The organism is Azotobacter beijerinckii, assembly GCF_900110885.1.
In the GTDB taxonomy this organism is placed as follows: domain Bacteria; phylum Pseudomonadota; class Gammaproteobacteria; order Pseudomonadales; family Pseudomonadaceae; genus Azotobacter; species Azotobacter beijerinckii.
This window is the reverse complement of record NZ_FOFJ01000004.1, coordinates 161,235-184,644: the sequence shown is the minus strand read 5'-3', so window position 1 is coordinate 184,644 and position 23,410 is coordinate 161,235. Positions and strand designations below refer to the sequence as shown.

Annotated in this window: 22 protein-coding genes; 13 read left to right on the top strand and 9 right to left on the bottom strand. The window is 68.3% G+C overall.

Annotated elements, in window-relative coordinates; all coding sequences use genetic code 11:
- The first annotated feature begins 357 nt into the window (after positions 1 to 357).
- Positions 358 to 1,686, top strand: a complete 1,329-nt coding sequence (gene rimO, locus BMY22_RS03665; RefSeq protein ID WP_090619653.1) for a 30S ribosomal protein S12 methylthiotransferase RimO — start codon at positions 358 to 360, stop codon at positions 1,684 to 1,686.
- A gap of 169 nt (positions 1,687 to 1,855) precedes the next feature.
- On the top strand, positions 1,856 to 2,227 hold the full coding sequence (locus tag BMY22_RS03660; protein WP_244158787.1) for a hypothetical protein: 372 nt from the start codon (positions 1,856 to 1,858) through the stop codon (positions 2,225 to 2,227).
- Between the two features lie 46 nt (positions 2,228 to 2,273).
- On the opposite strand, the gene BMY22_RS03655 is transcribed toward BMY22_RS03660, so the two are convergent.
- From BMY22_RS03655 to BMY22_RS03625, 7 genes are all read right to left on the bottom strand, one after another.
- On the bottom strand, positions 2,274 to 3,224 hold the full coding sequence (locus BMY22_RS03655) for an alpha-E domain-containing protein (protein WP_090619652.1): 951 nt from the start codon (positions 3,222 to 3,224) through the stop codon (positions 2,274 to 2,276).
- 13 nt (positions 3,225 to 3,237) lie between these two features.
- Complete coding sequence (locus BMY22_RS03650; protein ID WP_090619650.1) at positions 3,238 to 4,647, bottom strand: circularly permuted type 2 ATP-grasp protein; 1,410 nt, start codon at positions 4,645 to 4,647, stop codon at positions 3,238 to 3,240.
- 403 nt (positions 4,648 to 5,050) lie between these two features.
- Positions 5,051 to 5,617: a DJ-1/PfpI family protein gene (locus BMY22_RS03645; protein ID WP_090619668.1), complete on the bottom strand. Its 567-nt coding sequence runs from the start codon at positions 5,615 to 5,617 to the stop codon at positions 5,051 to 5,053.
- Positions 5,618 to 5,766: 149 nt separating this feature from the next.
- A complete protein-coding gene (locus BMY22_RS03640; protein ID WP_090619667.1) occupies positions 5,767 to 6,927 on the bottom strand; it encodes a phospholipase D-like domain-containing protein in 1,161 nt (386 codons plus the stop codon).
- 181 nt (positions 6,928 to 7,108) lie between these two features.
- Complete coding sequence (locus BMY22_RS03635) at positions 7,109 to 7,441, bottom strand: amidase (protein WP_090619649.1); 333 nt, start codon at positions 7,439 to 7,441, stop codon at positions 7,109 to 7,111.
- On the bottom strand, positions 7,442 to 8,560 hold the full coding sequence (locus BMY22_RS03630) for a serine hydrolase domain-containing protein (protein WP_090619647.1): 1,119 nt from the start codon (positions 8,558 to 8,560) through the stop codon (positions 7,442 to 7,444).
- Between the two features lie 86 nt (positions 8,561 to 8,646).
- On the bottom strand, positions 8,647 to 9,432 hold the full coding sequence (locus BMY22_RS03625; protein ID WP_090619645.1) for an oxygen-binding di-iron domain-containing protein: 786 nt from the start codon (positions 9,430 to 9,432) through the stop codon (positions 8,647 to 8,649).
- A gap of 268 nt (positions 9,433 to 9,700) precedes the next feature.
- Here BMY22_RS03625 and olsB point away from each other — a divergent pair, with 268 nt between their 5' ends.
- Complete coding sequence (olsB, locus tag BMY22_RS03620) at positions 9,701 to 10,459, top strand: L-ornithine N(alpha)-acyltransferase (RefSeq protein ID WP_090619644.1); 759 nt, start codon at positions 9,701 to 9,703, stop codon at positions 10,457 to 10,459.
- Positions 10,460 to 10,535: 76 nt separating this feature from the next.
- Entirely contained in the window at positions 10,536 to 11,306 is a 771-nt protein-coding gene (locus tag BMY22_RS03615; protein ID WP_090619642.1) for a lysophospholipid acyltransferase family protein, read from the top strand.
- 6 nt (positions 11,307 to 11,312) lie between these two features.
- On the opposite strand, the gene BMY22_RS03610 is transcribed toward BMY22_RS03615, so the two are convergent.
- A complete protein-coding gene (locus BMY22_RS03610) occupies positions 11,313 to 11,894 on the bottom strand; it encodes an acyl carrier protein phosphodiesterase (RefSeq protein WP_090619641.1) in 582 nt (193 codons plus the stop codon).
- A gap of 118 nt (positions 11,895 to 12,012) precedes the next feature.
- Between BMY22_RS03610 and BMY22_RS03605 the strand changes: the two genes are divergently transcribed.
- From BMY22_RS03605 to dsbG, 3 genes are all read left to right on the top strand, one after another.
- A complete protein-coding gene (locus BMY22_RS03605) occupies positions 12,013 to 12,315 on the top strand; it encodes an ArsR/SmtB family transcription factor (RefSeq protein WP_090619639.1) in 303 nt (100 codons plus the stop codon).
- Between the two features lie 51 nt (positions 12,316 to 12,366).
- Positions 12,367 to 13,416, top strand: coding sequence for an alkene reductase (locus tag BMY22_RS03600; protein WP_090619637.1), 1,050 nt, complete (start codon positions 12,367 to 12,369; stop codon positions 13,414 to 13,416).
- A 67-nt stretch (positions 13,417 to 13,483) separates the two neighbouring features.
- Positions 13,484 to 14,251 (top strand): thiol:disulfide interchange protein DsbG, encoded by a 768-nt coding sequence (gene dsbG / locus BMY22_RS03595; protein ID WP_090619636.1) that lies wholly within the window; start codon positions 13,484 to 13,486, stop codon positions 14,249 to 14,251.
- A 98-nt stretch (positions 14,252 to 14,349) separates the two neighbouring features.
- Here the strand turns inward: dsbG and BMY22_RS03590 are convergent, their stop codons facing one another.
- Positions 14,350 to 15,183 carry an ATPase gene (locus tag BMY22_RS03590; RefSeq protein WP_090619634.1) on the bottom strand — a complete coding sequence of 278 codons (834 nt, stop codon included), beginning with the start codon at positions 15,181 to 15,183 and terminating at the stop codon, positions 14,350 to 14,352.
- 249 nt (positions 15,184 to 15,432) lie between these two features.
- Here BMY22_RS03590 and sodB point away from each other — a divergent pair, with 249 nt between their 5' ends.
- The 6 genes from sodB to BMY22_RS03560 all read left to right on the top strand — a co-directional run bounded on the left by sodB (position 15,433) and on the right by BMY22_RS03560 (position 23,318).
- Positions 15,433 to 16,014, top strand: a complete 582-nt coding sequence (sodB, locus tag BMY22_RS03585; protein ID WP_090619632.1) for a superoxide dismutase [Fe] — start codon at positions 15,433 to 15,435, stop codon at positions 16,012 to 16,014.
- Positions 16,015 to 16,165: 151 nt separating this feature from the next.
- Positions 16,166 to 18,220 (top strand): putative bifunctional diguanylate cyclase/phosphodiesterase, encoded by a 2,055-nt coding sequence (locus tag BMY22_RS03580; protein ID WP_167363691.1) that lies wholly within the window; start codon positions 16,166 to 16,168, stop codon positions 18,218 to 18,220.
- A gap of 113 nt (positions 18,221 to 18,333) precedes the next feature.
- Positions 18,334 to 19,659 carry an imelysin family protein gene (locus tag BMY22_RS03575; protein WP_090619629.1) on the top strand — a complete coding sequence of 442 codons (1,326 nt, stop codon included), beginning with the start codon at positions 18,334 to 18,336 and terminating at the stop codon, positions 19,657 to 19,659.
- Between the two features lie 57 nt (positions 19,660 to 19,716).
- Positions 19,717 to 21,135, top strand: coding sequence for a di-heme oxidoreductase family protein (locus BMY22_RS03570; protein WP_090619628.1), 1,419 nt, complete (start codon positions 19,717 to 19,719; stop codon positions 21,133 to 21,135).
- A 14-nt stretch (positions 21,136 to 21,149) separates the two neighbouring features.
- Complete coding sequence (locus BMY22_RS03565) at positions 21,150 to 22,214, top strand: imelysin family protein (RefSeq protein WP_090619626.1); 1,065 nt, start codon at positions 21,150 to 21,152, stop codon at positions 22,212 to 22,214.
- Positions 22,215 to 22,223: 9 nt separating this feature from the next.
- Complete coding sequence (locus BMY22_RS03560; protein ID WP_090619625.1) at positions 22,224 to 23,318, top strand: DUF1513 domain-containing protein; 1,095 nt, start codon at positions 22,224 to 22,226, stop codon at positions 23,316 to 23,318.
- Positions 23,319 to 23,410 lie beyond the last annotated feature (92 nt).

The window sequence follows — 23,410 nt, the reverse complement described above, 5'->3', positions numbered from 1 at the left end:
GGATACTGGCGCTGCCGGTTGGTCTCGAACACTTCGTCGACCCAGGCAGCCGGCATCGCCCGTTCCAACACCAGCCGTGCCATGACGCTGGCCGGTGCCTGCTTCTCGAATCGCGCCAGAATCTCGTCCCACACCGCCTTGCCCTCTTGATGGTTTTAGGGAAGGGAGTTTACGTAAAGACCTTGAAAGGGGTGCTTTTCAAAGGCCCTATCGATGCCGCACAACGGAAAGCCGGCAAACACTCCGTGCATAACAGACCGAAGGCAGCACTCCGGCTCTTCTCAGACGTCCGGAGCATCGCTAGAATTGCGCACTTTTTGATCGGTAGCGCCGCTCGGGCGCCCAGAGGTAGCCGTCATGTCCACATCCTCCACGCCCAAAGTCGGATTTGTGTCGCTCGGGTGTCCCAAGGCGACCGTCGATTCCGAACGCATCCTCACCCAGCTGCGCATGGAGGGCTACCAGATCGTGCCGTCCTATGAGGATGCCGACGTGGTGGTGGTCAACACCTGCGGCTTCATCGACAGTGCCAAGGCGGAATCGTTGGACGCCATCGGCGAGGCGCTGGCGGAGAACGGCAAGGTGATCGTCACCGGCTGCATGGGCGTGTCCGAGGACAGCATCCGCAACGTGCACCCCAGCGTGCTGGCGGTTACCGGCCCGCAGCAGTACGAGCAAGTGGTCAGCGCCGTGCACGAAGTGGTGCCGCCCAAGGCCGACCATGATCCCTTCGTCGACCTGGTGCCGCCGCAGGGCATCAAGCTGACTCCGCGCCACTATGCCTACCTGAAAATTTCCGAAGGCTGCAACCACAGCTGCTCCTTTTGCATCATCCCGTCGATGCGCGGCAAGCTGGTCAGCCGCCCGGCAGGCGAGGTGCTGGGCGAAGCCGAGCGATTGGTCAAGGCCGGCGTCAAGGAGCTTCTGGTGATCTCCCAGGACACCAGCGCCTACGGCGTCGACCTCAAGTACCGGACCGACTTCTGGAACGGCCAGCCAGTGAAGACCCGCATGCTCGAACTGTGCGAGGAACTCGGCAAGATGGGCGTCTGGGTGCGCCTGCACTACGTCTACCCCTACCCCAACGTCGACGACGTGATCCCGCTGATGGCCGACGGCAAGATCCTGCCGTACCTCGACATCCCCTTCCAGCATGCCAGCCCGAAGGTGCTCAAGGCGATGAAGCGCCCGGCCTTCGAGGACCAGACCCTGGCACGCATCAAGCAGTGGCGCGAGATCTGCCCGGAGCTGACCATTCGCTCGACCTTCATCGTCGGCTTCCCCGGCGAGACCGAAGAAGACTTCCAGTACCTGCTCGACTGGCTGAGCGAAGCGCAGCTAGATCGCGTCGGCTGCTTCCAGTACTCGCCGGTGAACGGCGCACCGGCCAACGATCTCGGCCTCGAGCCGGTGCCGGACGAGATCAAGCAGGAGCGCTGGGAGCGCTTCATGGCACACCAGCAGGCGATTTCCGCGGCACGCCTGCAGCTGAAGATAGGCCAGAAGATCGAGGTGCTGATCGACGAAGTCGACGAACAGGGCGCCATCGGCCGCTCCGCCGCCGACGCGCCGGAGATCGACGGCAACGTCTACGTCGACAGCGAACAGGAGCTGAAGCCGGGCGACAAGGTGTGGGTGCGCGTCACCGATGCCGACGAATACGACCTCTGGGCCGAGACCATCTGAACGCCCCGTTCGAACGCCGGGTCCGGGCAATCCGGACCCGCAGCCTCGCCAGACCCGAAGGCCCGGGATGCGGGCCGGCCGTCCCTGCCAGGCTCTTGACCTATCCTGAAGCGAGTAGCAGCCTCCTTACCCAGGCCATCCCGCCCCAGTAGCCCGCTCAAGGAAGCCCATGCACCCGACCCCTTACCTTCTCGCCGGCGCCCTGCTGCTCGCCGGCTGCGCAGGCAACTCCACGACCGGGGATGGCAGCTCGTCCGCCCGACGCTACCAAGGCTATCTGGTCATGGCCCCGGAGATGCACGTCTTCGTCCCCTGCAACTCGGATGCACCGCTCTGGCTGGTGGCGGACGAGGCCACCGGCCATCGTCTCGAGGCCCAATACGCGAGTCTGGTCAACGAACCCTACGAGGAAGCCTTCGCCGTTCTGCACGGCACTCCGGGGCCACAACTGGACTGTGCGGACTGCCGCGACGTTCCGGGCAGCTTCCGGGTCAGCCGGATCCTCGAATACCGCCGGGCGAAGTCCGAGGACTGCCACTGAAGCAAGCGCTCGCCAACCCGGCCGACGGCCGGGAGGCCATGACCGGTCAGGCCACTTCCAGATAGCACTTGTGGATGGCATCACCCAGGCACTGCACCTGCTCGATGTACTCGGTGATCCAGGCATGCATCCCGGTTTCCAGGACTTCCTCGATCACCGTGTAGCGCAGCCGCGCTTCCAGCTCGGCAGCCAGGCGCTGCGCCGGTCGGCCATTGTCGCCGGGCAGGCTGGCGAGATTCTGCTGCAGCTCGGTCAGACAGGAGCGCAGCGAGCGGGGCACCTCCGCCCGCAACAACAGCAGTTCGGCGACCTTGCCGGCCCGCGGCGAACCACGATAAATCTCGGCAAAGGCCTCGAAGGCAGTCAGCGCACGGAGCAGCGCGCTCCACTGGTAGTAGGCGCGCGCCGAACGATCGTTGGGGTCCTCGCTGTCCGCGCCGAGCAGCTCGTAGCGAGCGTCGAGCAGACGCAGGGTGTTGTCGGCCCGCTCGATGAAGGTCCCCAGGCGGATGAAGCTGTGCACATCGCCGCGCATCAGGGTACCGTAGGTGGCGCCCCGGAACAGGTGCGAGCGCTCCTTGACCCACTCGCAGAAGCGGCTGATGCCGTAGCCGCTCAGCCCCTGTTCGGAGAGGTCGAGCAGGGTCAGCCAGGTGGCGTTGATGTTCTCCCACATGTCCGCGGTGATCCGTCCGCGTACCGCATGGGCGTTGCTGCGCGCCGCGGCCAGGCAGTTGAACAGGCTGGCCGGGTTGCTCGCATCGAGGGCGAAGAAGTGCAGCATGCGCTCGGCGTGCAATTCGCCGTGGCGCTGCAGGTAATCCTCGAGGGTGCCGGTGATCAGCAGCGGCATGGCCAGTTCGTCGAGGCCATTGCCACGACCGTCCTGCGGCATCAGCGACAGCGAGTAGCTGACGTCGAGCATCCGCGCGAGATTTTCGGCACGTTCCAGATAACGCGACATCCAGTACAGATCGGCGGCGGTTCTACTTAGCATGCTCGATATTCCTTCAATCCTCGACGATCCAGGTGTCCTTGGTCCCGCCACCCTGGGACGAGTTGACCACCAGGGAGCCTTCACGCAACGCCACGCGGGTCAGTCCGCCGGGCACCAGACGGGTTTCGCGACCGCTCAGGACGAACGGTCGCAGGTCGATATGCCGCGGCGCGATGCCTTTCTCGACGAAGGTCGGGCAGGTCGACAGGCTCAGGGTCGGCTGGGCGATATAGGCTTCGGGGCGCGCCTTGAGGCGCTGGCGGAAGGCCTCGATCTCGGCCTTGCTCGCCGCCGGCCCCACCAGCATGCCATAACCGCCGGAGCCCTGGGTTTCCTTGACCACCAGCTCGGGCAAGTGGGCCAGGACGTGGGAGAGATCCTGCGGCCGGCGGCATTGCCAGGTCGGCACGTTCTGCAGGATCGGCTCCTCGCCCAGATAGAAGCGGATCATGTCGGTGACATAGGGGTAGATCGACTTGTCGTCGGCCACGCCGGTGCCGATAGCGTTGGCCAGCACCACGTTGCCGCTGCGATAGGCCGAGAGCAGCCCCGGTACGCCGAGTACCGATTCGGGATTGAACGCCAGCGGATCGAGGAAGGCGTCGTCCAGCCGGCGGTAGATCACGTCCACCGGCCTGGCACCGGCGGTGGTGCGCATGAATACCCGCTCGTCGCGAACGAACAGATCGGCGCCCTCCACCAGCTCCACGCCCATCTCGCGGGCGAGGAAAGCGTGTTCGAAATAGGCACTGTTGTAGCGCCCCGGCGTCAGCACCACCACGCTGGGGTTGTCCAGCGGGCTGGAACTCTTCAGGGTCTCCAGCAGCAGGTTCGGATAGTGGTCGACGGGAGCGATGCGCTGGGCGGAGAACAACTCGGGAAACAACCGCATCATCATCTTGCGGTCTTCCAGCATGTAGCTGACGCCGCTCGGCGTGCGCAGGTTGTCCTCCAGCACGTAGTAGGTGCCGTCGCCGTCGCGCACCAGGTCGACCCCGGAAATATGCGCATAGACGTCGCGGTGCAGGTCGAGCCCGTGCATCACCTGCTGATAGCCATCGTTGGCCAGTACCTGCTCCGGGGGGATGATGCCGGCCTTGAGGATGCGCTGATCGTGGTAGATATCGGCAAGAAACAGGTTCAGCGCCTGGACCCGCTGGATGCACCCGGCCTCGATCCCCCGCCACTCGCTGGCCGGGATGCTGCGCGGAATGATATCGAAGGGAATCAGACGCTCGGTGCCCTGCGCGTCGCCGTACAGGGTGAAGGTGATGCCCGCTCGGTGAAACAGAAGATCGGCCTCGCGCCGGCGCTGGGCCAGCAGTTCCTGGGGAGTGTTCTCCAGCCAGTTGGCGAAGCCCCGGTAATGCGGCCGGCAAACGCCATTCGCGTCGTACATTTCGTCAAAAAATTGGCGATCCATGCATGCTCCTCGGCTGTGCACAGAAGAAATTCGCAAAGCTCATGCCAGTTGCCAAGTCCCTATTCCCATCAAGGTCTTGGCGACAATCCACGAGCAGCCACGCGACAGCCATGATGGATTGGAGGCGGGTTCGAAGCCCGTGCGCCACCCGCCTGTCGCCCTCTCCGACCGATATCGCCTTGCCTGCACGGCACGGCTTGCCGGATCGCAAACAGGCCGCGGGGAAACCTGGGCGAGCTGCGCACCAAAAAAGCCCTCAACTTGCCCTGCAAGATCCGACGCGCACCAAAAAAATGCAATACCTAGCTCTCCGTGCCGACAAGCCGCGCACTCAACCGGCGGTTCGGTGCCGCACCGGATCATGTGTCCGGCCAGAGCCCGCCGGTCCTCGTGTCCGGGATGCTCAACGTTCCTGGACGATCCGGGTGCCCAGTAACCCGATAAAGCGTGCCAGCCAAGCCGGATGCGCCGGCCAGGCTGGAGCGGTGACCAGATTGCCATCCACGTGGGCCTGATCCAGCGGAATGTCCACATATTCTCCGCCAGCCAGCCGCACTTCGGGGGCGCAGGCCGGATAGGCGCTGCAGGAGCGACCTTCGAGCACTCCGGCGGCGGCCAGCAGCTGGGCACCGTGGCAGACGGCGGCGATCGGTTTGTCCGCCGCAGCGAAGGCCCGCACCAGCTCCAGCACGCGCGCATCGAGGCGCAGGTATTCGGGCGCCCGACCGCCCGGGATCAGCAGCGCGTCGTAATCCTCGGCGCGCACCCTGTCGAAGTCGAAGTTGAGGGCGAAGTTGTGCCCCGGCTTTTCGCTGTAGGTCTGGTCGCCCTCGAAGTCGTGGATGGCGGTCCGCACGCTCTGTCCGGCGCTCTTGCCCGGGCACACGGCATGCACCGCGTGGCCGACCATCAACAGCGCCTGGAACGGCACCATGGTTTCGTAGTCTTCGGCATAGTCGCCGACCAGCATGAGAATCTTCTTGGCGGACACGGGGTTCTCCTGAAAAAGACGATGAAAGCGCGCCTTGCGCCCCCGGCCGGGAGCCTGCGCACCATGGGGGAGCCTACCCTACCCTGCCGGGTCCCGGCCGTCGACCCGCCGTCGGCCTGGTCGGCGGCTCAACCGCCACGATCCAGCAGATCGACCACCAGCCGGTCCAGCCAGCCCCACACCCCTTGATGCAGACGGCGATACCAAGGACGGGCCTGCCAGCTCTCCCGGTCGATCTCGAGGCTGGCCTGAAAATCGGCCAGGAAGCTTTCGACGACTGCAGCGGCAAAGACGGGGTCCCGGGTTTCGAGGTTGGCCTCCAGATTCAAGCGTAGGTTCCAGTGATCGAAGTTGCAGGAGCCGACGCTGACCCAGTCGTCGACCAGCACCATCTTCAGGTGCAGGAAGCGCGGCTGGTATTCGAAGATGCGCACGCCGGCACGTAGCAGGCTGCGGTAATAGCGTTGCCCGGCGTAACGCACCGGAGGGTGGTCGGTGTTGCGTCCGGTCAGCAGCAGGCGCACCTCCACCCCACGGCGGGCCGCCTTGAGCAGGGCGCGACGAACCTTCCAGGTCGGCAGGAAATACGGAGTGGCCAGCCAGATCCGCCGCTGCGCGCGGTGCAGACTGAGAATCAGCGCCCGCAACACGTCGCGGTGCTGGCGCGCCTCGGCATAAGCGAGCCGCCCGGAGCCCTCGCGGCGCAATGGCCCCGGCGGAATCCGCGGCGGCTTCGGCGGTCGCTGCGAATGTCGGCGTCCCCATTCGTGGCAGAGCATCCACTGATGGTCGAACAGCGTCCGCCAGTCGGCCAGCAGAGGGCCGGAGATCTCCACCATGACATCGTGCCAGTGCTCACCCGCGCCCTGCGGATTCCAGAACTCGTCGGTGGCGCCGGCGCCGCCGACATAGCCCAGGCGATCGTCCACCAGCAGTATCTTGCGATGGTCGCGATGCAGGTTGTGCAGGCCAAAGCACCAGCGCAGCGGGTTGAACAGCGCCAGGGCGACCCCCGCTTCGCTCAGCCGGGCGCGCAGCACCGTGCCGAGCCCGAGACTGCCGAAACCGTCGAACAGGCAGCGCACCTGCACGCCACGGCGGGCCGCGGCGACCAGTGCCTCGACCAGTTGGCCGGCACACTGGCCATCCTCGATCAGATACAGCTCCAGATCGATCCGCCACCCAGCACCGGCGATGGCCGCCAGCATGCGCGGAAAGAACGCCTCGCCGTCGACCAGCAGAGTGAAGCGATTGCCGCCGCGCCAGGGAAAGACCGCACCGCCCTGCATCATCGCCCCCGACAGGCACGGTCGGCGGCGGACGCTCCCGTCCGGGAAGACTGCCCGCCTGTCGCTGGCGAACGCCGAGACGACATATGGATAAAGGGCTTGAACATGCGCTCCCTCGCTTGAAGACCGAGCCCAGGACAATAACCGCTCCCGGCAGTTGCCGGAAGCTCGCCGGCATGACTCAGGACGCAGGAGGCGCCTCCCCCTCGGCCAGCAGGCGGCAGCCCTCCCGCGGACCGAGCCAGGCAGCGCTGTGGGTGCGCCCCAGGCCGAAGGCCGTCACCTTCCGGCTGGCCGGCTCGTCGCGCAGGCGATCGATCGGAATGTACTGCTCGATGTAGGCCTGGCAGTAGTCCGCTGGATTGCCGCTCACATAGCGGCAGGAGCAGTACTCCTTGGCGGAGTAGGCACCGATGATATCGGGAAAGGCCGCCAGGTGCGCGCGGTTCGGCCAGACCACCGCGACCGCCAGCAGCACCGCCGAACCCAGCAGCAGGGTATGACGACGACGCATTCAGGGTGCCTCCCCGGAAACGAAGGCCGCGCGGGCCAGACGCAGGAAATCGTTGTGCCGATAGCTCGGGTCGCGGTCGTCGGCGAAGCGGACGATCACCAGCCTCTCCGCCGGCAGCACATAGAGCGCCTGGCCCCAGTGGCCCAGCGCCGCGAAGGCGTCCGCCGGCACGTCCGGCCAGGGCTGGGGCGCGCCCTCCAGCGGCAGGTTCAGCCACCAGTGCCCCCCCGGCACCAGCCCTTCCGGACGCGGCCGGTAGCCGGGCACCGGCGCACGGTTGAAAGCGACCCAGTCCGCGGGTAGCAGCCGGCGCTCGCCCCAGCGGCCGTCGCGCAGCATCAGCAGCCCGACTCTGGCCAGGTCGCGGGCGTTCATATAGGCATAGGAGGCGCCGACGAAGGTGCCGGCCGCATCCCGCTCCCAGACCGCCGAAGTGATGCCGAGCGGCTCGAACAGCGCCCGCCAGGGGTAGTCCGCATACTGCCCGGCCACGAGCATGCCCTTCAGCGTCGCCGCGAGCAGGATGCTGTCGCCGCTGGAATAGCTGAACCGCGTGCCGGGCGCGACGCCCGCCGCATGCTGCGCGGCGAAGCCGGCCATGTCCTTCCGGCCGCGGGTGTAGAGCATGGCGAGGACCGAGGATGTCAGCGGCGCATACTCGTAGTCCTCCTCCCAGGCCAGACCGGAGGTCCAGTTGAGCAGATGGCGCAGACGCAGCTCCGGGTGGGCGGCGAGGGGCGGATAGTAGCGGGCCGCCGGATCGTCGAGCCGGAAGCGCCCCTCGCCGTAGGCGCTGCCGAGCAGACAGGCCAGCAGGCTCTTGCTGATCGACCAGAGCAGGTGCGGCGTCGCCTCGGTGGTCGGAGCGGCATAGCGCTCGTAGACCAGCACGCCGTCGCGGATCGCCACCACCGCGTCGCTGCGTACCCCGCGGCGCTCGACCTCGTCACGGGGAGGAAAGGCATAGGCCTCGAAGGCTGCGAGTGCCGCGCTCGGCACAACGGGCTGGCGCGCCCATTCGCGCCCCGGCCAGGACTCGGCGACCGCCTGCCCGGCGGCGAGCACGGCAACCGCCAGGCAGGTCAGCAGAGCGCGGACGGGAAACGCCATGGCAGACATCGGATCGACCTCTCGGCACTGCGGAGGACGAAGCCTAACACGGGCCGGATGACGAAATGGGGTACGGGCCCGGCGGCCAGTCCGGGCTATTTCGGCAGCTGGTAGTCGTCCGGCCCCAGGAGATCGATGCCGCACTCCAGGCGCTCAACCCAATCGAGGAAGGCGTCGATCATCTCCTGGCCGACGAAGGGACGGCCATGCTGGGGCACGATCATGTCCACCTTCATGCCGCGCACCATCCCTGCCCACAGCCGGCAAACCTTGTTGCTGGCCATGTAGCGGCGATGGAAGGCGTCCATGTGCGGAATGTGGCTGGCGAAATCGCGCACCGGGGTGGCGTCGTCCACCAGCGAAGCGCCCATGTCGCCGGAGAAGAGGATCCGGCTCACCGGGTCGTACAGCTGGAAGTTACCCACCGAGTGCAGGAAATGCGCCGGGACTGCCTTGAGCTGGCACCTGCCGAGGGGAATCGAGCCGCCGCGATCCGGCAGGGCGATGATCCGGTCGAAGGTGGAGATGCCGTGGCTCATGGCCAGGTAGTTGGCGGTCAGGTGCGGCAGGAAGCGCGCCCAGAGCTTCGAGCAGAGCACCTTGGCCTTGGTGTGCAGCAGCCACTTGCCCAGCGAGGAGATGATGTCCGGGTCCTGGTGCGAGGCGAAGATGTAGGTCAGTTCCTGCAGCGGGATGCGTTTCGCCAGCTCCAGCGACAGCGGCGTGTAGGTCAGGTCGCCGCCCGGATCGAGCAGCAGGTACTGGCCGTGGTCGGTGATCAGGAACTGGTTGGTCTGTACGCCCTCCCCCCTGACCAGATCATCGAAGAGCAGGCATTGATGGGTACCGTTGTCGAACAGCACATGGGGTTCGCGTCGCATGGAAACCTCGCTGGATGCAGAGGCTCGCCAACATACGCCGCACGGCCCTCCGGCTTAGTGACCCAAATCAACCGCCCCCTGCCGGCGTTTCGTGGCTGGACGGCCTGTCACGCAAGGATCACCCAAACGTCACGGACGTGACACCGCCTCTGCCTAGCTTGAGCGTACCCGACCAAGTCGATCCGACCCTCACAACGACAGCAGCCGGGCAGGGCTTCGCCGCCGGCGGGACCTGCCGGAGCGCATCAGGCGGCTCACGGAGACCCACATGACCCACGGTGCCATCACCTCCGAACGCAAGACCCCAGAACGCAACCTGCGCGCCGAACGCCTGCTCGGCGCGCACGCCCTGCGCGAGGCCCAGGCCCTGCGCTTTCGCGTGTTCAGCGCGGAATTCGACGCCAAACTCAAGGGTGCCGAGCTAGGGCTGGACATGGACGACTACGATCCGCACTGCAGCCACATCGGCGTGCGCGACCTGAACAGCGGCGAGCTGGTCGCCACCACCCGGCTGCTCGACCACCAGGCCGCCGCCGGCCTCGGGCGCTTCTACAGCGAAGAGGAGTTCAGGCTGCACGGCCTGGCCCGTCTGCAGGGGCCGCTGCTGGAGATCGGCCGCACCTGCGTCGCCTCCGGCTACCGCAGCGGCGCGACCATCGCCGTGCTCTGGAGCGAACTGGCCGAGGTGCTCAACGAAGGCGGCTACCGCTACCTGATGGGCTGCGCCAGCATCCCCATGAAGGATGGCGGCATCCAGGCCCAGGCCATCATGCAGCGCCTGCGCGAACGCCACCTGTGCACCGACCACCTGCGCGCCGAACCCCGGACCCCGCTGCCGCGCCTGGAACTGCCCGGCAACGTCACCGCCGAACTGCCGCCGCTGCTCAAGGCCTACATGCGCCTGGGCGCCAAGGTCTGCGGCGAACCCTGCTGGGACCCGGACTTCCAGGTCGCCGACGTGTTCATCCTGCTCAAGCGCGACGAGCTGTGCCCCCGCTACGCCCGCCATTTCAAGGCCGCCGTCTGACCGATCAGCCCACCCGCGACGGGCGGGGCCTCCCTGCCGACACCCCACCCGTCGCCGTCCTGCCCTGCGAGACCCCATGAAGAAACTCCGCTTCTACACCCGCCTCCTCCGCCTGCTGGCGGTGCTCGGCTTCGGCGTGGCCATGGCCGGCTGGGTCAGCCTGCTCGAGCGCCTCAAGCGCGACGACCTGATGGCCCTGCGCCAACGCCTGACCCGCCGCTTCCTCGCCCAGTTGGCCGCCGCCTTGCCCTTTCGCCTGACCCTGCACGGCCAGTTGCCCGACCGGCCGATGCTGTGGGTCGGCAACCATGTTTCCTGGACCGACATCCCCCTGCTCGGTGGGCTCGTCCCGCTGTCCTTCCTGTCCAAGGCCGAGGTGCGCAGCTGGCCGCTGGCCGGCTGGCTGGCGCACAAGGCCGGGACGCTGTTCATCCGCCGCGGCGCCGGCGACAGCGGCCTGGTCAGGAACCAGCTGCTGCGCCACCTGCAGCACGACCACGACCTGCTGATCTTCCCCGAGGGCACCACCACCGACGGGCGCAGCCTGCGCGGCTTCCACAGCCGCCTGCTGGCCAGCGCGGTGGAGGCGCAGGTGCCGGTGCAGCCGGTGGCGATCCGCTATCTGCGCGACGGGGCGATCGATCCGGTCGCGCCCTTCATCGGCGACGACGACCTGCTCTCGCACCTGCTGCGCCTGCTGCGCAGCGAACGCAGCGAGGTGGAAATCCACCTGCTGCCGCCGCTGGACAACCGGGACCTCAGCCGTACCGAGCTGACCCGTCTGGCCCACACGGCGATCGCCGAGCGTCTGTTCGGCCGCGCCGCGCCCTTGCCGGTCGCCGCCTGATAAGGATCAGGATTCGTCCTGCTGCAGGCGGGCGAAGTCCTGCAGCTGCGGATAGAAAGCACGAAAATCGCCACTCAGCGGCCGGTAGAGCCGCTCCAGCTCGTCCAGCGCGCCGGCCAGTCCCTCCGGGCGCGACAGGCGCCGCTGCATCCCCGCCAGCACCCGCTCCAGCACGGCGAAGTCGCGGTAGCTGCCCAGCCAGTCCTGCTGCGCCATGCGCGGCGCCAGCTCGGCCAGCCGGCCGGGCAGCTGCGCCTCGCCGGCGAGCAGTGCATAGACCCGTGCGGCGAACGCCGGCAGCGGCTCCGCCGCATAATCGGCCCAGTGCAGGGCCAGGCAGTGGTCGAAGAACACATCCAGGAGGATGCCGGCGTAGCGGCGCCGCGCCTCGGGAAAGCGCGCCCGGGCCCGGCACACCACGGGATGGCCGTCGGTGAAGGCATCGATGCGCCGGTGCAGGCGGATGGCGGCCTCGATGTCGGCCGGCCAGCGTCCCTGCAGGGGGCCCTTGACGAAGTCGCCGTAGAGGCTGCCGAGCAGGTCGGCCGGCCGCGGGCCGCCCAGATGGAGATGGGCCAGGTAATTCATGGCCAAAGTCTAGCCCGGATCGCCGGCCGGCACAGCGCGGCCCCTCGCCAGCATTGATATATCGCCATATACCGATGTATGGTTCGAGCCAAGACGATTCAAACCGGCAGATCCAGCCATGTCCGACGACTTCGACGAGATCTACAAGGCCCTGGCACACCCCGTGCGCCGGCAGATTCTGCGCTGGCTGAAGGAGCCCGAACGCTACTTCCCCGCCCAGGAGCACTCCCTGGAACTCGGCGTCTGCGCCGGCCAGATCGACCAGCGTACCGGGCTGTCCCAGTCCACCGTCTCGGCCCATCTGGCCACCCTGCAGCGCGCCGGACTGGTCAGCGTGCGCAAGGTCGGCCAGTGGTGTTTCTTCAAGCGTAACGAAGCGGCCATCCAGGCCTTCCTCGAGCAGATGCGCGACGAGCTGTAACGCGCCGCTGCCCATCCTGTCCACCCGATCGACTACCCGAGAGGTTCACCCATGAGCACGCTCTTCGACCCGATCAAGATCGGCGATCTCGAACTGCCCAACCGCATCGTCATGGCCCCGCTGACCCGCTGCCGCGCCGAGCCCGGCCGGGTGCCCGGCGCGCTGATCGCCGAGTACTACGTGCAGCGCGCCAGCGCCGGCCTGATCATCAGCGAGGCCACCTCGGTGACGCCGCTGGGCGTCGGCTACCCGGACACCCCCGGCATCTGGTCCGCAGAGCAGGTGCAGGGCTGGAAGAACGTCACCCGCGCGGTGCACGCCGCCGGCGGGCGCATCGTCCTGCAGCTCTGGCACGTCGGACGGATCTCCGACCCGAGCTACCTGAACGGCGAGCTGCCGGTCGCCCCCAGCGCGATCCAACCCAAGGGCCACGTCAGCCTGATCCGCCCGCAGAAACCCTTCGTCGCCCCGCGCGCCCTGGAAACCGCGGAAATCCCCGGCATCGTCGAGGCCTACCGCCAGGGTGCCGAGAACGCCAAGGCCGCCGGCTTCGACGGCGTGGAGATCCATGGCGCCAACGGCTACCTGCTCGACCAGTTCCTCCAGGACAGCACCAACCGGCGCACCGACCAATATGGCGGCTCGCTGGAAAACCGCGCCCGCCTGCTGCTGGAAGTGACCGACGCGGTCGTCTCCGTGTGGGGCCCGGGCCGCGTCGGCGTGCACCTGGCGCCGCGCGCCGACGCCCACGGCATGGGCGACTCGAACCGCGCCGAGACCTTCGGCTACGTCGCCCGCGAGCTGGGCAAGCGCGGCATCGCCTTCCTCTGCGCCCGCGAGCACGAAGCCGACGACAGCCTCGGCCCGCAGCTCAAGCAGGCCTTCGGCGGCGCATACATCGCCAACGAACGCTTCACCAAGGAGCAAGGCAACCGCTGGCTGGCCGAAGGCAAGGCCGATGCCGTGGCCTTCGGCGTGCCCTTCATCGCCAACCCCGACCTGCCGGCGCGCCTGGCCCAGGATGCCCCGCTCAACGAGGCGAAACCGGACACCTTCTACAGCGCGGGCCCGCAGGGCTACCTCGACTATCCGACCCTGTAATCCCCTCGGGAACTCCGCCGGCCTGCGGGCCGGCCCGTTCCCGGCAATACCCGAATAAGGAAATCCCATGATGCGATTCACACGCGCCCCGTTGCTGGCGATCGGCCTGCTGGCCCTGCCGGGCGGCCTTCCGCTGGCCGAGGAACTGCCGGCGCCGATCAAGGCGATCCAGGCCCGGGGGGCGGAAATCGTCGGCCGCTTCGGCGCGCCCGGCGGCCTGCAGGGTTATGCCGCGTTCTACAACGGCCAGGCCATCGCGCTCTACCTCACTGCAGACGGCCAGCACGTGCTGCTCGGCAACCTGTTCGACGCCCAGGGCGAGAATCTCAGTCGCGCGCCGCTGGAAAAGCTGGTGTACGAACCCATGGCCAAGGAAATGTGGAACCGCCTGGAAAAGACCGGCTGGATCGCCGACGGCAAGGCGGGTGCGCCGCGCATCGTCTACCTGTTCAGCGACCCCAACTGCCCCTACTGCAACCGCTTCTGGCAGCAGGCCCGCCCCTGGGTCGAGGCCGGCAAGGTGCAGCTGCGCCACATCATGGTCGGCATGCTGCAGGAGGACAGCCCCGGCAAGGCCGCCGCCCTGCTGGCGGCGCCGCACCCCGAGGCCGCCCTCGCCGCACACGAGGCTGCGGGCAAGGCCAGCACCCTCGCCCCCCTGGAAACGATTCCGCCCGCCGTGAAGAAACAGCTGGACGACAACCTGACGATGATGGACCAGTTGGGCGCCATGGCCACCCCCGCCGTCTTCTATCTGGATGAGAAAGGCCGTCTGCAGCAACAGCAGGGCGCGCCCGGGCCGGACGAACTGGCGAAGATCATGGGACCGCAATAAACAAACGACGGATGCTCCGGCTGCAGGCCTGCTCCAGCGGGCACCCGGCCGGGGCTTTCCAGCCGCCGCCGACACCTGACCGGAGCCGGTGGCGCGCCTCAGCGCCCGTCGAGCTGCTGCTGCAGGCTGCGCATCTGGTTCTGCAGGGCGGTGAAGCTGCGCGTGGTCTGCGCGCGGAAGGCGTCGAACTCGGCGATGCTGGCGGCATTGCCGCTCTGGGCCGGCCGCTTGTCCAGCTCGCTGCGCAGCACCAACAGCCCCTGCTCGAGACGGTCGATGGCCGGGGCCGGGTCGGCGCGCTTCTTCAGCACCGCCACCTCCCCGTCGAGGCCGACCAGGCCCGCGGCCAGCCGCTCCTGCTCGGCCTGCAGGCCCTTCAGCGCCGCCTGCTCGCCGGCAAGCGCCTGCAGCCGCTCGTCGAACGGGCGCAGCCGGCCGTCCAGCTGGGCCGCCAGCTCCTCGGCCAGCCCCTGCTGCTTCTGCAGATCGCCGGCCAGTTGCCCGAGGCGCCGCTCCTGCTCGTCCTGACGAGCCTGCAGCGTCTGCTGGCGCTTGTCCTGCTCGGCCAGGCGGCTCTCCAGGTGGCGGATCTGCAGCTTCAGGGTTTCGCTGCCGGTGGTCGCGCTGGACTCGGCGGCCACCACCTTGCCGCTGATGTGCTGGATGCGTAGCGCCGCATCCTCGCTGATCCGCGCAAAGCTTTCCTGGGTCGCCACCAACTGCTGCTCCATCAGCGCGAGGCGCTGCTGGCTCCACCAGCCGAGCCCGGCCAGCGAGAAGCTCAACGCGACGACCAGCGTCCACAGAAAGCCGTTGCCGGCGCGGCGCCCCGACCGCGCCTCGTCGACCGCGGCGAGGTCTGAAGCCGGCCCGCGAACCTCCGCTCGCAGACTGGGTATATGCTCCACTTCATCGAATGAATCGTTGTGCATGGGAATCTTCGCAAAGGCACTGCCGAGAGGTCCTGCAGTATAGCGATTCGGTCCGCCGGCAGGGCTGTCGCCCCCTGCGGAAACGGGGCTCTAGCATGGGCTTTCCCACACGTATGCTGCGTGGATATGTCGCAACCCCGGTGCTATGATCCCTCGCCTATGGCGCCTTGCGCCCCGCTCCAAGCAGCACCCGAACCGGTCGCGCCCATGCCGCGCGCCCCATGACCCGATGAGAATGGAGAGTTGATCATGGCTTTTGAACTGCCGCCGCTGCCTTACGAGAAAAACGCTCTCGAGCCGTATATTTCCGCCGAAACCCTGGAATACCACTACGGCAAGCATCACAACACCTACGTGGTGAACCTGAACAACCTGGTCCCGGGTACCGAGTTCGAAGGCAAGAGCCTGGAAGAGATCGTCAAGACGTCCTCCGGCGGTATCTTCAACAACGCCGCCCAGGTGTGGAACCACACCTTCTACTGGAACGGCCTGAAGCCCCAGGGCGGCGGTCAGCCGACCGGCTCCCTGGCCGATGCCATCAACGCCGCCTTCGGCTCCTTCGACAAGTTCAAGGAAGAGTTCACCAAGACCGCCATCGGCACCTTCGGCTCCGGCTGGGCCTGGCTGGTGAAGAAGGCCGACGGCTCCCTGGCCCTGGCCAGCACCATCGGCGCCGGCTGCCCGCTGACCAGCGGCGACACCCCGCTGCTGACCTGCGACGTCTGGGAACACGCCTACTACATCGACTACCGCAACCTGCGTCCGAAGTACGTCGAGGCGTTCTGGAACCTGGTGAACTGGGACTTCGTGGCCGCCAACTACGCCGCCTGATCCCCGAAGCGCTGCGGAAAACCCGACCTCGGTCGGGTTTTCTCGTTTCTGGCGGCGAAAAAGTCTTTTGCAGAGCAAAACAGGCCGTTTTTGACGTCCATCCCCGGCGTGCCAATACTTGGCCGAGGCGGTACTCCACCAGGACTCCCATGTGAAGCCGGTCCCGCGCAACAGCCTGTCGCTGAAACTGCTCCGTGTCGTACTGCTCTGCGCCCTTCTGCTCGGCGCGCTGTTCAGCTGTGCCCAGATCGCCTTCGAGCTGCAGAAGACCCGCCAGCAGATCGACCGCGAGGCGCAACGGATCCTCGCCATGTTCCGTACCCCCGCGACCCAGGCGCTCCACAGCCGGGACCGGGCGACGGGCCTGCAGATCGTCGAAGGCCTGCTGCACCATGAGGCCGTCGCCTCGGGCAGCATCGACCCGGCTTCCGGCGCCCCCCTGGCCGAGCGCTCCCGCGAGCCGCCGACCTTCGCCAGCCGCCCGCTGACCGATCCGCTGCTCGGCCGCGAGCGGCACTTCGGCATTGCGCTGCTCGGGCGACCCCCGGACAACGAGCACTACGGCGACCTGCACATCACCCTGGACACCGCCGCCTACGGCCACGATTTCCTGACCCGCGCCCAGGTCATCGCCTTCTCCGGCCTGCTGCACGCCGTCGTCCTGGCCCTGCTGCTCTACCTGATCTACCAGCGGCTGCTGACCAAGCCCCTGGATCGGATCATTGCCCACCTGGCACAGATCGACCCGGAACACCCCGGCGCCCGGCAACTGCCGATGCTGGAGGGCCACGAGCAGAACGAGCTGGGGCTGTGGACCCGCACCGCCAACCAGCTGCTCGCCGCCATCGAGCGCAACACCCGCCTGCGCCACGAGGCGGAGCACAGCCTGCAGCGCATGGCCTACTACGATGTGCTCACCGGCCTGCCCAACCGCCAGCACCTGCTGCGCCTGCTCGGCCAGGTCCTGCTCGACGCGCGCCGCCACCAGCGGCGGGTGGCCGTGCTCTGCGTCGGCCTGGACGACTTCAAGTCGATCAACGAACAGTTCTGCTACCGGATCGGCGACGAACTGCTGCTCGCCCTGGCCGACCGCCTGCGCGGCCACGACACCGCCCTCGGCGCCCTGGCGCGCCTGGGCGGCGACCGTTTCGTGCTGGTCCGCGCCGAGATCGAGGAGCCCTACCTGGCCGCCGAGCTGGCCCAGGGCATCCTCGACGACCTGGAGACGCCCTTTCGCCTGGAACAGCAGGACGTCCACCTGCATGCCAGCATCGGCATCACCCTCTACCCCGAGGATGGCCGCTCCCCCGAAAAGCTGCTGCAGAAGGCCGAGCAGACCATGACCCTGGCCAAGCGCTCGCACAACCGCTACCACTTCTACATCGCCAGCGTCGACCGCAAGATGCGCCACCGCCGCGAGCTGGAAAAGGACCTGCGCGAGGCCCTGGCACGCGACGAGCTGCAACTGCTCTACCAGCCGCAGCTGAACTACCGGAACCACCGGGTGGAAGGGGTCGAAGCCCTGCTGCGCTGGCGCCATCCGCGCCACGGGCTGGTACCGCCGGACCAGTTCGTGCTGCTCGCCGAACACAGCGGCAGCATCATCCCCATCGGCGAATGGGTGCTCGAACAGGCCTGCCGGCAGCTGCGGGAATGGCACGACCAGGGCTTCGGCGAACTGCACATGGCGGTCAACCTGTCCGCCGTGCAACTGCGCCACGACGGTTTGCCGCGCCTGATCGACCGGCTGCTGCGCACCTACCGGCTGCCCGCCGGCAGCCTGGAGCTGGAAGTCACCGAAACCAGCCTGATGGAGGACATCCAGGTCGCCGCCCGTCACCTGCGCAGCCTGCGCCGCTGCGGCGCGCGGATCGCCATCGACGACTTCGGCACCGGCTACTCCTCGCTGAGCTACCTGAAGAGCCTGCCGCTGGACAAGATCAAGATCGACAAGAGCTTCGTCATGGACCTGCTCAACGACGACGACCGCGATGCCGGCACCATCGTCCGCACCATCATCCAGCTGGCCCGCAGCCTGGGCAAGCAGGTGACCGCCGAAGGCGTGGAAACCGTCGCACAGGAAGCCTACCTGATCAGCCAGGACTGCCACGAGGGGCAAGGCTACCTGTACAGCAAACCGCTGCCGGCGGCGGAGCTGGCGGCCTTCATCCGCCAGGCGCAGCCCTTCCAGGCGCCCGTCAGCTAGCGGCCGGAGCAGCGCCGACCGGCCATGGTCTACTGTTCACAAATGCACACCCTTCGCATCATAACCACCACCGCGCATCGCGCCCCGCCGACCTCGCCGCAAGGACTTCCGCCATGCCCCGCATCCCCTTGGCCGCCGCCAGCCTGCTCGCCGTCGCTCTCTCGCTCGCCGGCTGCGACGACAAGAAAGAACAAGCCCCCTCCCAGGCCGTCGCTCCGTCGGCCACGGCTCCCAGCGCTGCGCCGCAGGTCGACGAGACGGCCGCCAAGGCGGTGGTGAGCCACTACGCCTACCTGGCGCTGGCGGTGTACGGCGACGCCCTGAACAATGCCAAGGCCCTGCAACAGGCGGTCGATGCCCTGCTCGCCAAGCCGGGCGCGGATACCCTGCAAGCGGCCCGCGCGGCCTGGGTGGCGGCCCGCATGCCCTACATGCAGAGCGAGGTGTTCCGCTTCGGCAATCCGGTGGTCGACGAGTGGGAAGGCCGGCTCAACGCCTGGCCGCTGGACGAAGGGCTGATCGACTATGTCGCCGCCGATTACCAGCACGCCCTCGGCAATCCCGGCGCCACCGCCAACATCGTCGCCAATCCCGAGATCCAGGTCGGCGAGGAGAAGATCGACGTCGCCACCATCACCGGCGAGACCCTGGCCGGCCTCAACGAACTGGCCGGCTCGGAAGCCAACGTCGCCACCGGCTACCATGCCATCGAATTCCTGCTCTGGGGCCAGGACCTGAACGGCACGGGCCCCGGCGCCGGCCAGCGCCCGGCCAGCGACTACCTGGCCGGTAAAGGCTGCACGGGCGGCCACTGCGAACGCCGCCGCGCCTACCTCAAGGCCGTCACCGCGCTGCTGGTGAGCGATCTGGAGTACATGGTCGGCCAGTGGCAGCCCAAGACGGCCGGCAACTACCGCGCCAGCCTGGAAGGAGAACCGGCGGTGAACGGCCTGCGCAAGATGTTCTTCGGCATGGGCAGCCTGTCTCTCGGCGAACTGGCCGGCGAACGCCTGAAGGTGCCGCTGGAGGCCAATTCCACCGAGGACGAGCAGGACTGCTTCAGCGACAACACCCACAATGCGCACTTCTACGACGGCAAGGGCATCCGCAACGTCTACCTGGGCGAATACCGCCGGCTCGACGGCAGCCTGCTGAGCGGTCCGAGCCTCTCGGCCTTGGTCGCCCGGGCCGACGCCCAGGCCGACGCCGCCCTCAAGGCCGACCTCGCAGCCAGCGAAGCCCGCCTGCAGGCGCTGGTCGACAGCGCCGCCAAGGGGCAGCATTTCGACCAACTGATCGCCGCCGACAACGCCGCCGGCCAGCAACTGGTGCGCGATACCATCGCCGCGCTGGTCAAGCAGACCGGCTCGATCGAGCAGGCCGCGGCCCGGCTGGGCATCGGCGAACTGAATCCGGACAGCGCCGACCACGGCTTCTGACCCTCCGCCGCACGCCGGGCGCGGTTCGCCGCCGCGCCCTTCCCCGAGACGCCGTCGATGCCGTCACCGCTTCGCCGCCTTTTTTCCCTGCTGCTGGTGCTCGGCCTCGGCGCCTGCGACGGACAGCCGCCGGACTTCAGTCGACCCGAGCCCGGCGAGGCCCTGTCGGCCGGCAGCGCCACCGTCCGGCGCAGCGACCGGGACGCCTTCGCCCAGCCCTCGGCCAACCTGACGCCTGCGCAACGCCTGGAATTCGCCGTCGGCAACAGCTTCTTCCGCAAGCCCTGGGTGACCGCCCCGGCCAGCACCACCGCCCGCGACGGCCTCGGCCCGCTGTTCAACACCAACGCCTGCCAGAACTGCCACCTCCGCGGCGGTCGCGGCCATCCGCCGGAGGGCCGGGCGGACAATGCGGTGTCCCTGCTGGTACGCCTGTCGCTCCCCGAGACGCCGGCAACCGCGCCCCTCGCCGAACGCCTCGGCGTGGTGCCCGAACCGCGCTACGGCACCCAGTTGCAAAGCATGGCGGTGCCCGGCGTGGTCCCGGAAGCCCGGGTGCGCCTGAGCTACGACAGCCACCGCCTGCGTTTTTCCGACGGTTTCGAAGTGGCGCTGCGCCAGCCCCGGCTGCAGCTCGACCGCCTGGGCTACGGCCCGCTGCACCCCGACACCCGCTTTTCCCTGCGTATCGCCCCGCCGATGATCGGCCTCGGCCTGCTGGAGGCGATCCCCGAGGCGGCCATCCTCGCCAACGCCGATCCCGACGACGCCGACGGCGACGGCATCTCCGGCCGTCCCAACCGGGTCCGCGACCTGGCCTGCCAGAGCACCGCCCTCGGCCGCTTCGGCTGGAAAGCCGGGCAACCGAATCTCAACCAGCAGAACGCCGACGCCTTCTTCAACGATCTGGGCCTCTCCAGCGGCCTGCTGCCCGGCAGCAGCTGTACGCCAGCCCAGGGCGACTGCCTCGCCGGTGCCGACGGCGGCGTGCCGGAGGTCAGCGACCACCTGCTCGCCCGGGTGCTCTTCTATACCCGCCACCTCGGCGTGCCGGCACGCCGCGCCGTGGACGACCCGCAGGTGCTGGCCGGCAAGGCGCTGTTCTACCGCGCCGGTTGCGCGCAGTGCCACACCCCCGCCTTCGTCACCGCCGCAAACTCCGCCGAGCCGGAACTGGCCAACCAGACGATCCGCCCCTACAGCGACCTGCTACTGCATGATATGGGCGACGGCCTGGCCGACAATCGCGCGGAATTCAAGGCCAACGGCCGCGAATGGCGGACTCCGCCGCTGTGGGGCATCGGCCAGACGCAAAAAGTCGCCGGCCACATCCGGCTCCTTCACGACGGCCGAGCGCGCAGCCTGCTGGAAGCGCTACTCTGGCACGCGGGCGAAGCGCAAGCGGCCAGGGACCGGGTCCTCACCTTCGACGCCGGCCAGCGTGCAGCGCTTCTGGCCTTCCTGAACTCCCTCTGAAAAGGAACCAAGGCATGTTCCGCACCACCCCGCTCCTCCTTGTCCTGACCGGCTTGCTCCTCGGCGCCTGCACGCCCAAGGAGCCCCACCTGCAGACCAGCATCGCCCTGAGCGACGGCGTGCTGCTGCCGGCCTACGGTGCCTGGACCGAAGCCGACCGCCAGCTGGCGGCCAGCGCCCTGGCCTTCTGCGCCGGCAACGAGGACCTCCAGCAGGCACGGCAGAGCTTCCTGGCCGCCCAGGGCAGTTGGGCCGCCCTGCAACCCCTGCTGATCGGACCGCTGGCCGGAGGCAACCTGGCCTGGCAGGTGCAGTTCTGGCCGGACAAGAAGAACCTGGTCGCCCGCCAGGTCGAAAGCCTGCTGCAGCAGAAGCCGCAGCTGACCCAGGACGACCTGGACCAGGCCAGCGTGGTGGTCCAGGGTCTCAGCGCCTACGAATACCTGCTCTTCGACGCGGGCCTGAACCTCGCCGACGCCACCCAGCGCCAACGCTACTGCCCGCTGCTGATTGCCGTCGGCAAGCACCAGCAGACCCTCTCCGCGGAAATCCACCAGCAATGGCAGGGGGAGGCCGGCATGGCCGCGCAGTTGAACAAGTTCCCCAACAGCCGCTATGCCGAGGCCAAGGAAGCCGTCGCCGATATCCTGCGCGCCGAGGTCGACGCCCTCGACGGCCTGAAGAAAAAGCTCGGCACCCCGCTCGGCCGGCAGAGCAAGGGCGTGCCGCAGCCTCTGCAGGCCGAGGCCTGGCGCAGCCAGGCCACGCTCGCCAACCTTGCCGCCAGCCTGGCGACGGCCGAGCGCCTATGGCTCGGCGTCAAGCAGGACGGCCTGCGCAGCCTGCTCGGCAGCGAACGCGACGAACTCGCGCGGCGCCTCGACCAAGCCTTCGGCGACAGCCGTGAACGGCTCGCCGCCCCGCAGCGTCCGCTCGACCAACTGCTCGCCGACAAGGCCGGACGCGACCAGTTGGGCGCCCTCTACGACAGCCTCGACCGCCTGCACCGCTTGCACGAGCGCGAGCTGGCCAAGGCGCTCGGCATCCAGCTCGGCTTCAATGCCCACGACGGCGATTGAGGGACGACGATGAAGCGACGCACCCTGCTCGCCGGCGGTGGCGTCCTGCTCGCCGCCGCCACGCTGGGTGGCTGGCGACTGATGCCCGGCAGCCGCCAGCCGCTGCTGCTCTCCGCCCGCGACGATGCCGATGGCCGTCACCAGGCGGTCGGCTACCGGCTGGACGGCGGCCGGGCCTTCGCCACCCCGGTGGCCGAACGCTGCCACGACGTGGTGCCCCACCCGCACCTGCCGCTGGCGCTGTTCGTCGGCCGCCGGCCGAGCCGCGAGAGTTACCTGATCGACACCCGCGACGGCCGCCTGCTGCAGACGCTGGCAACCCCCGCCGACCGGCACTTCTACGGACACGGCGTGTTCCATGCCGGCGGCGAGTGGTTCTACGGCACCGAGAACGATACCCGCGAGCCCGGCCGCGGGGTGATCGGCGTCTATCGCCTGCAGGCACAGCGGCTGCAACGCGTGGCCGAGCACCCCAGCCACGGCATCGGCCCGCACCAGCTGCTGTGGATGCCCGACGGCGAGACGCTGGTGGTGGCCAACGGCGGCATCCGCACCGAGGCCGACAGCCGCGAGAAGATGAACCTCGACGCCATGGAGCCGAGCCTGGTGCTGCTGCACCGCGACGGCCGCCTGCTCGCCAAGGAACGGCTGCCCGAACCGATGAACAGCGTGCGCCACCTGGCCGTGGCCAGCGACGGCACCGTGGTCAGCGGCCAGCAATACGAGGGCGGCCCGCAGGACGCCGTGCCGCTGTTGGCGATCAAGCGTCCCGGCCAGCCCTTCCGGGCCTTCCCCCTCGGCGAGACCCAGCGCCGGGCGATGAACCAGTACACCGCCAGCGTGGCGATCCACAACGAACTGCGCCTGCTGGCCGTGACCGCACCGCGCGGCAACCGGGTGTTGATCTGGAGTCTGGACAGCGCCGAGCTGCGCCTCGACGCCCCGCTGGCCGACTGCGCCGGCGTCGCCGCGATCGCCGAAGGCTTCGTCGTCAGCTCCGGGCAGAGTCGCTGCCGGCTGTACGACTGCCGCCGGGCCCGGATCGAAACCCGCCACTTGGCGCTGCCGGCCGGGCTCTGGGACAACCATCTGCGCCTGGCCTGAACGCCGGGGCAGGAGATACGCAGGGCATGGAAACGAAAATGCCCGCATCTCTCGATGCGGGCATTTCCCGGATCGCCGCGTCCGAGGGGCCG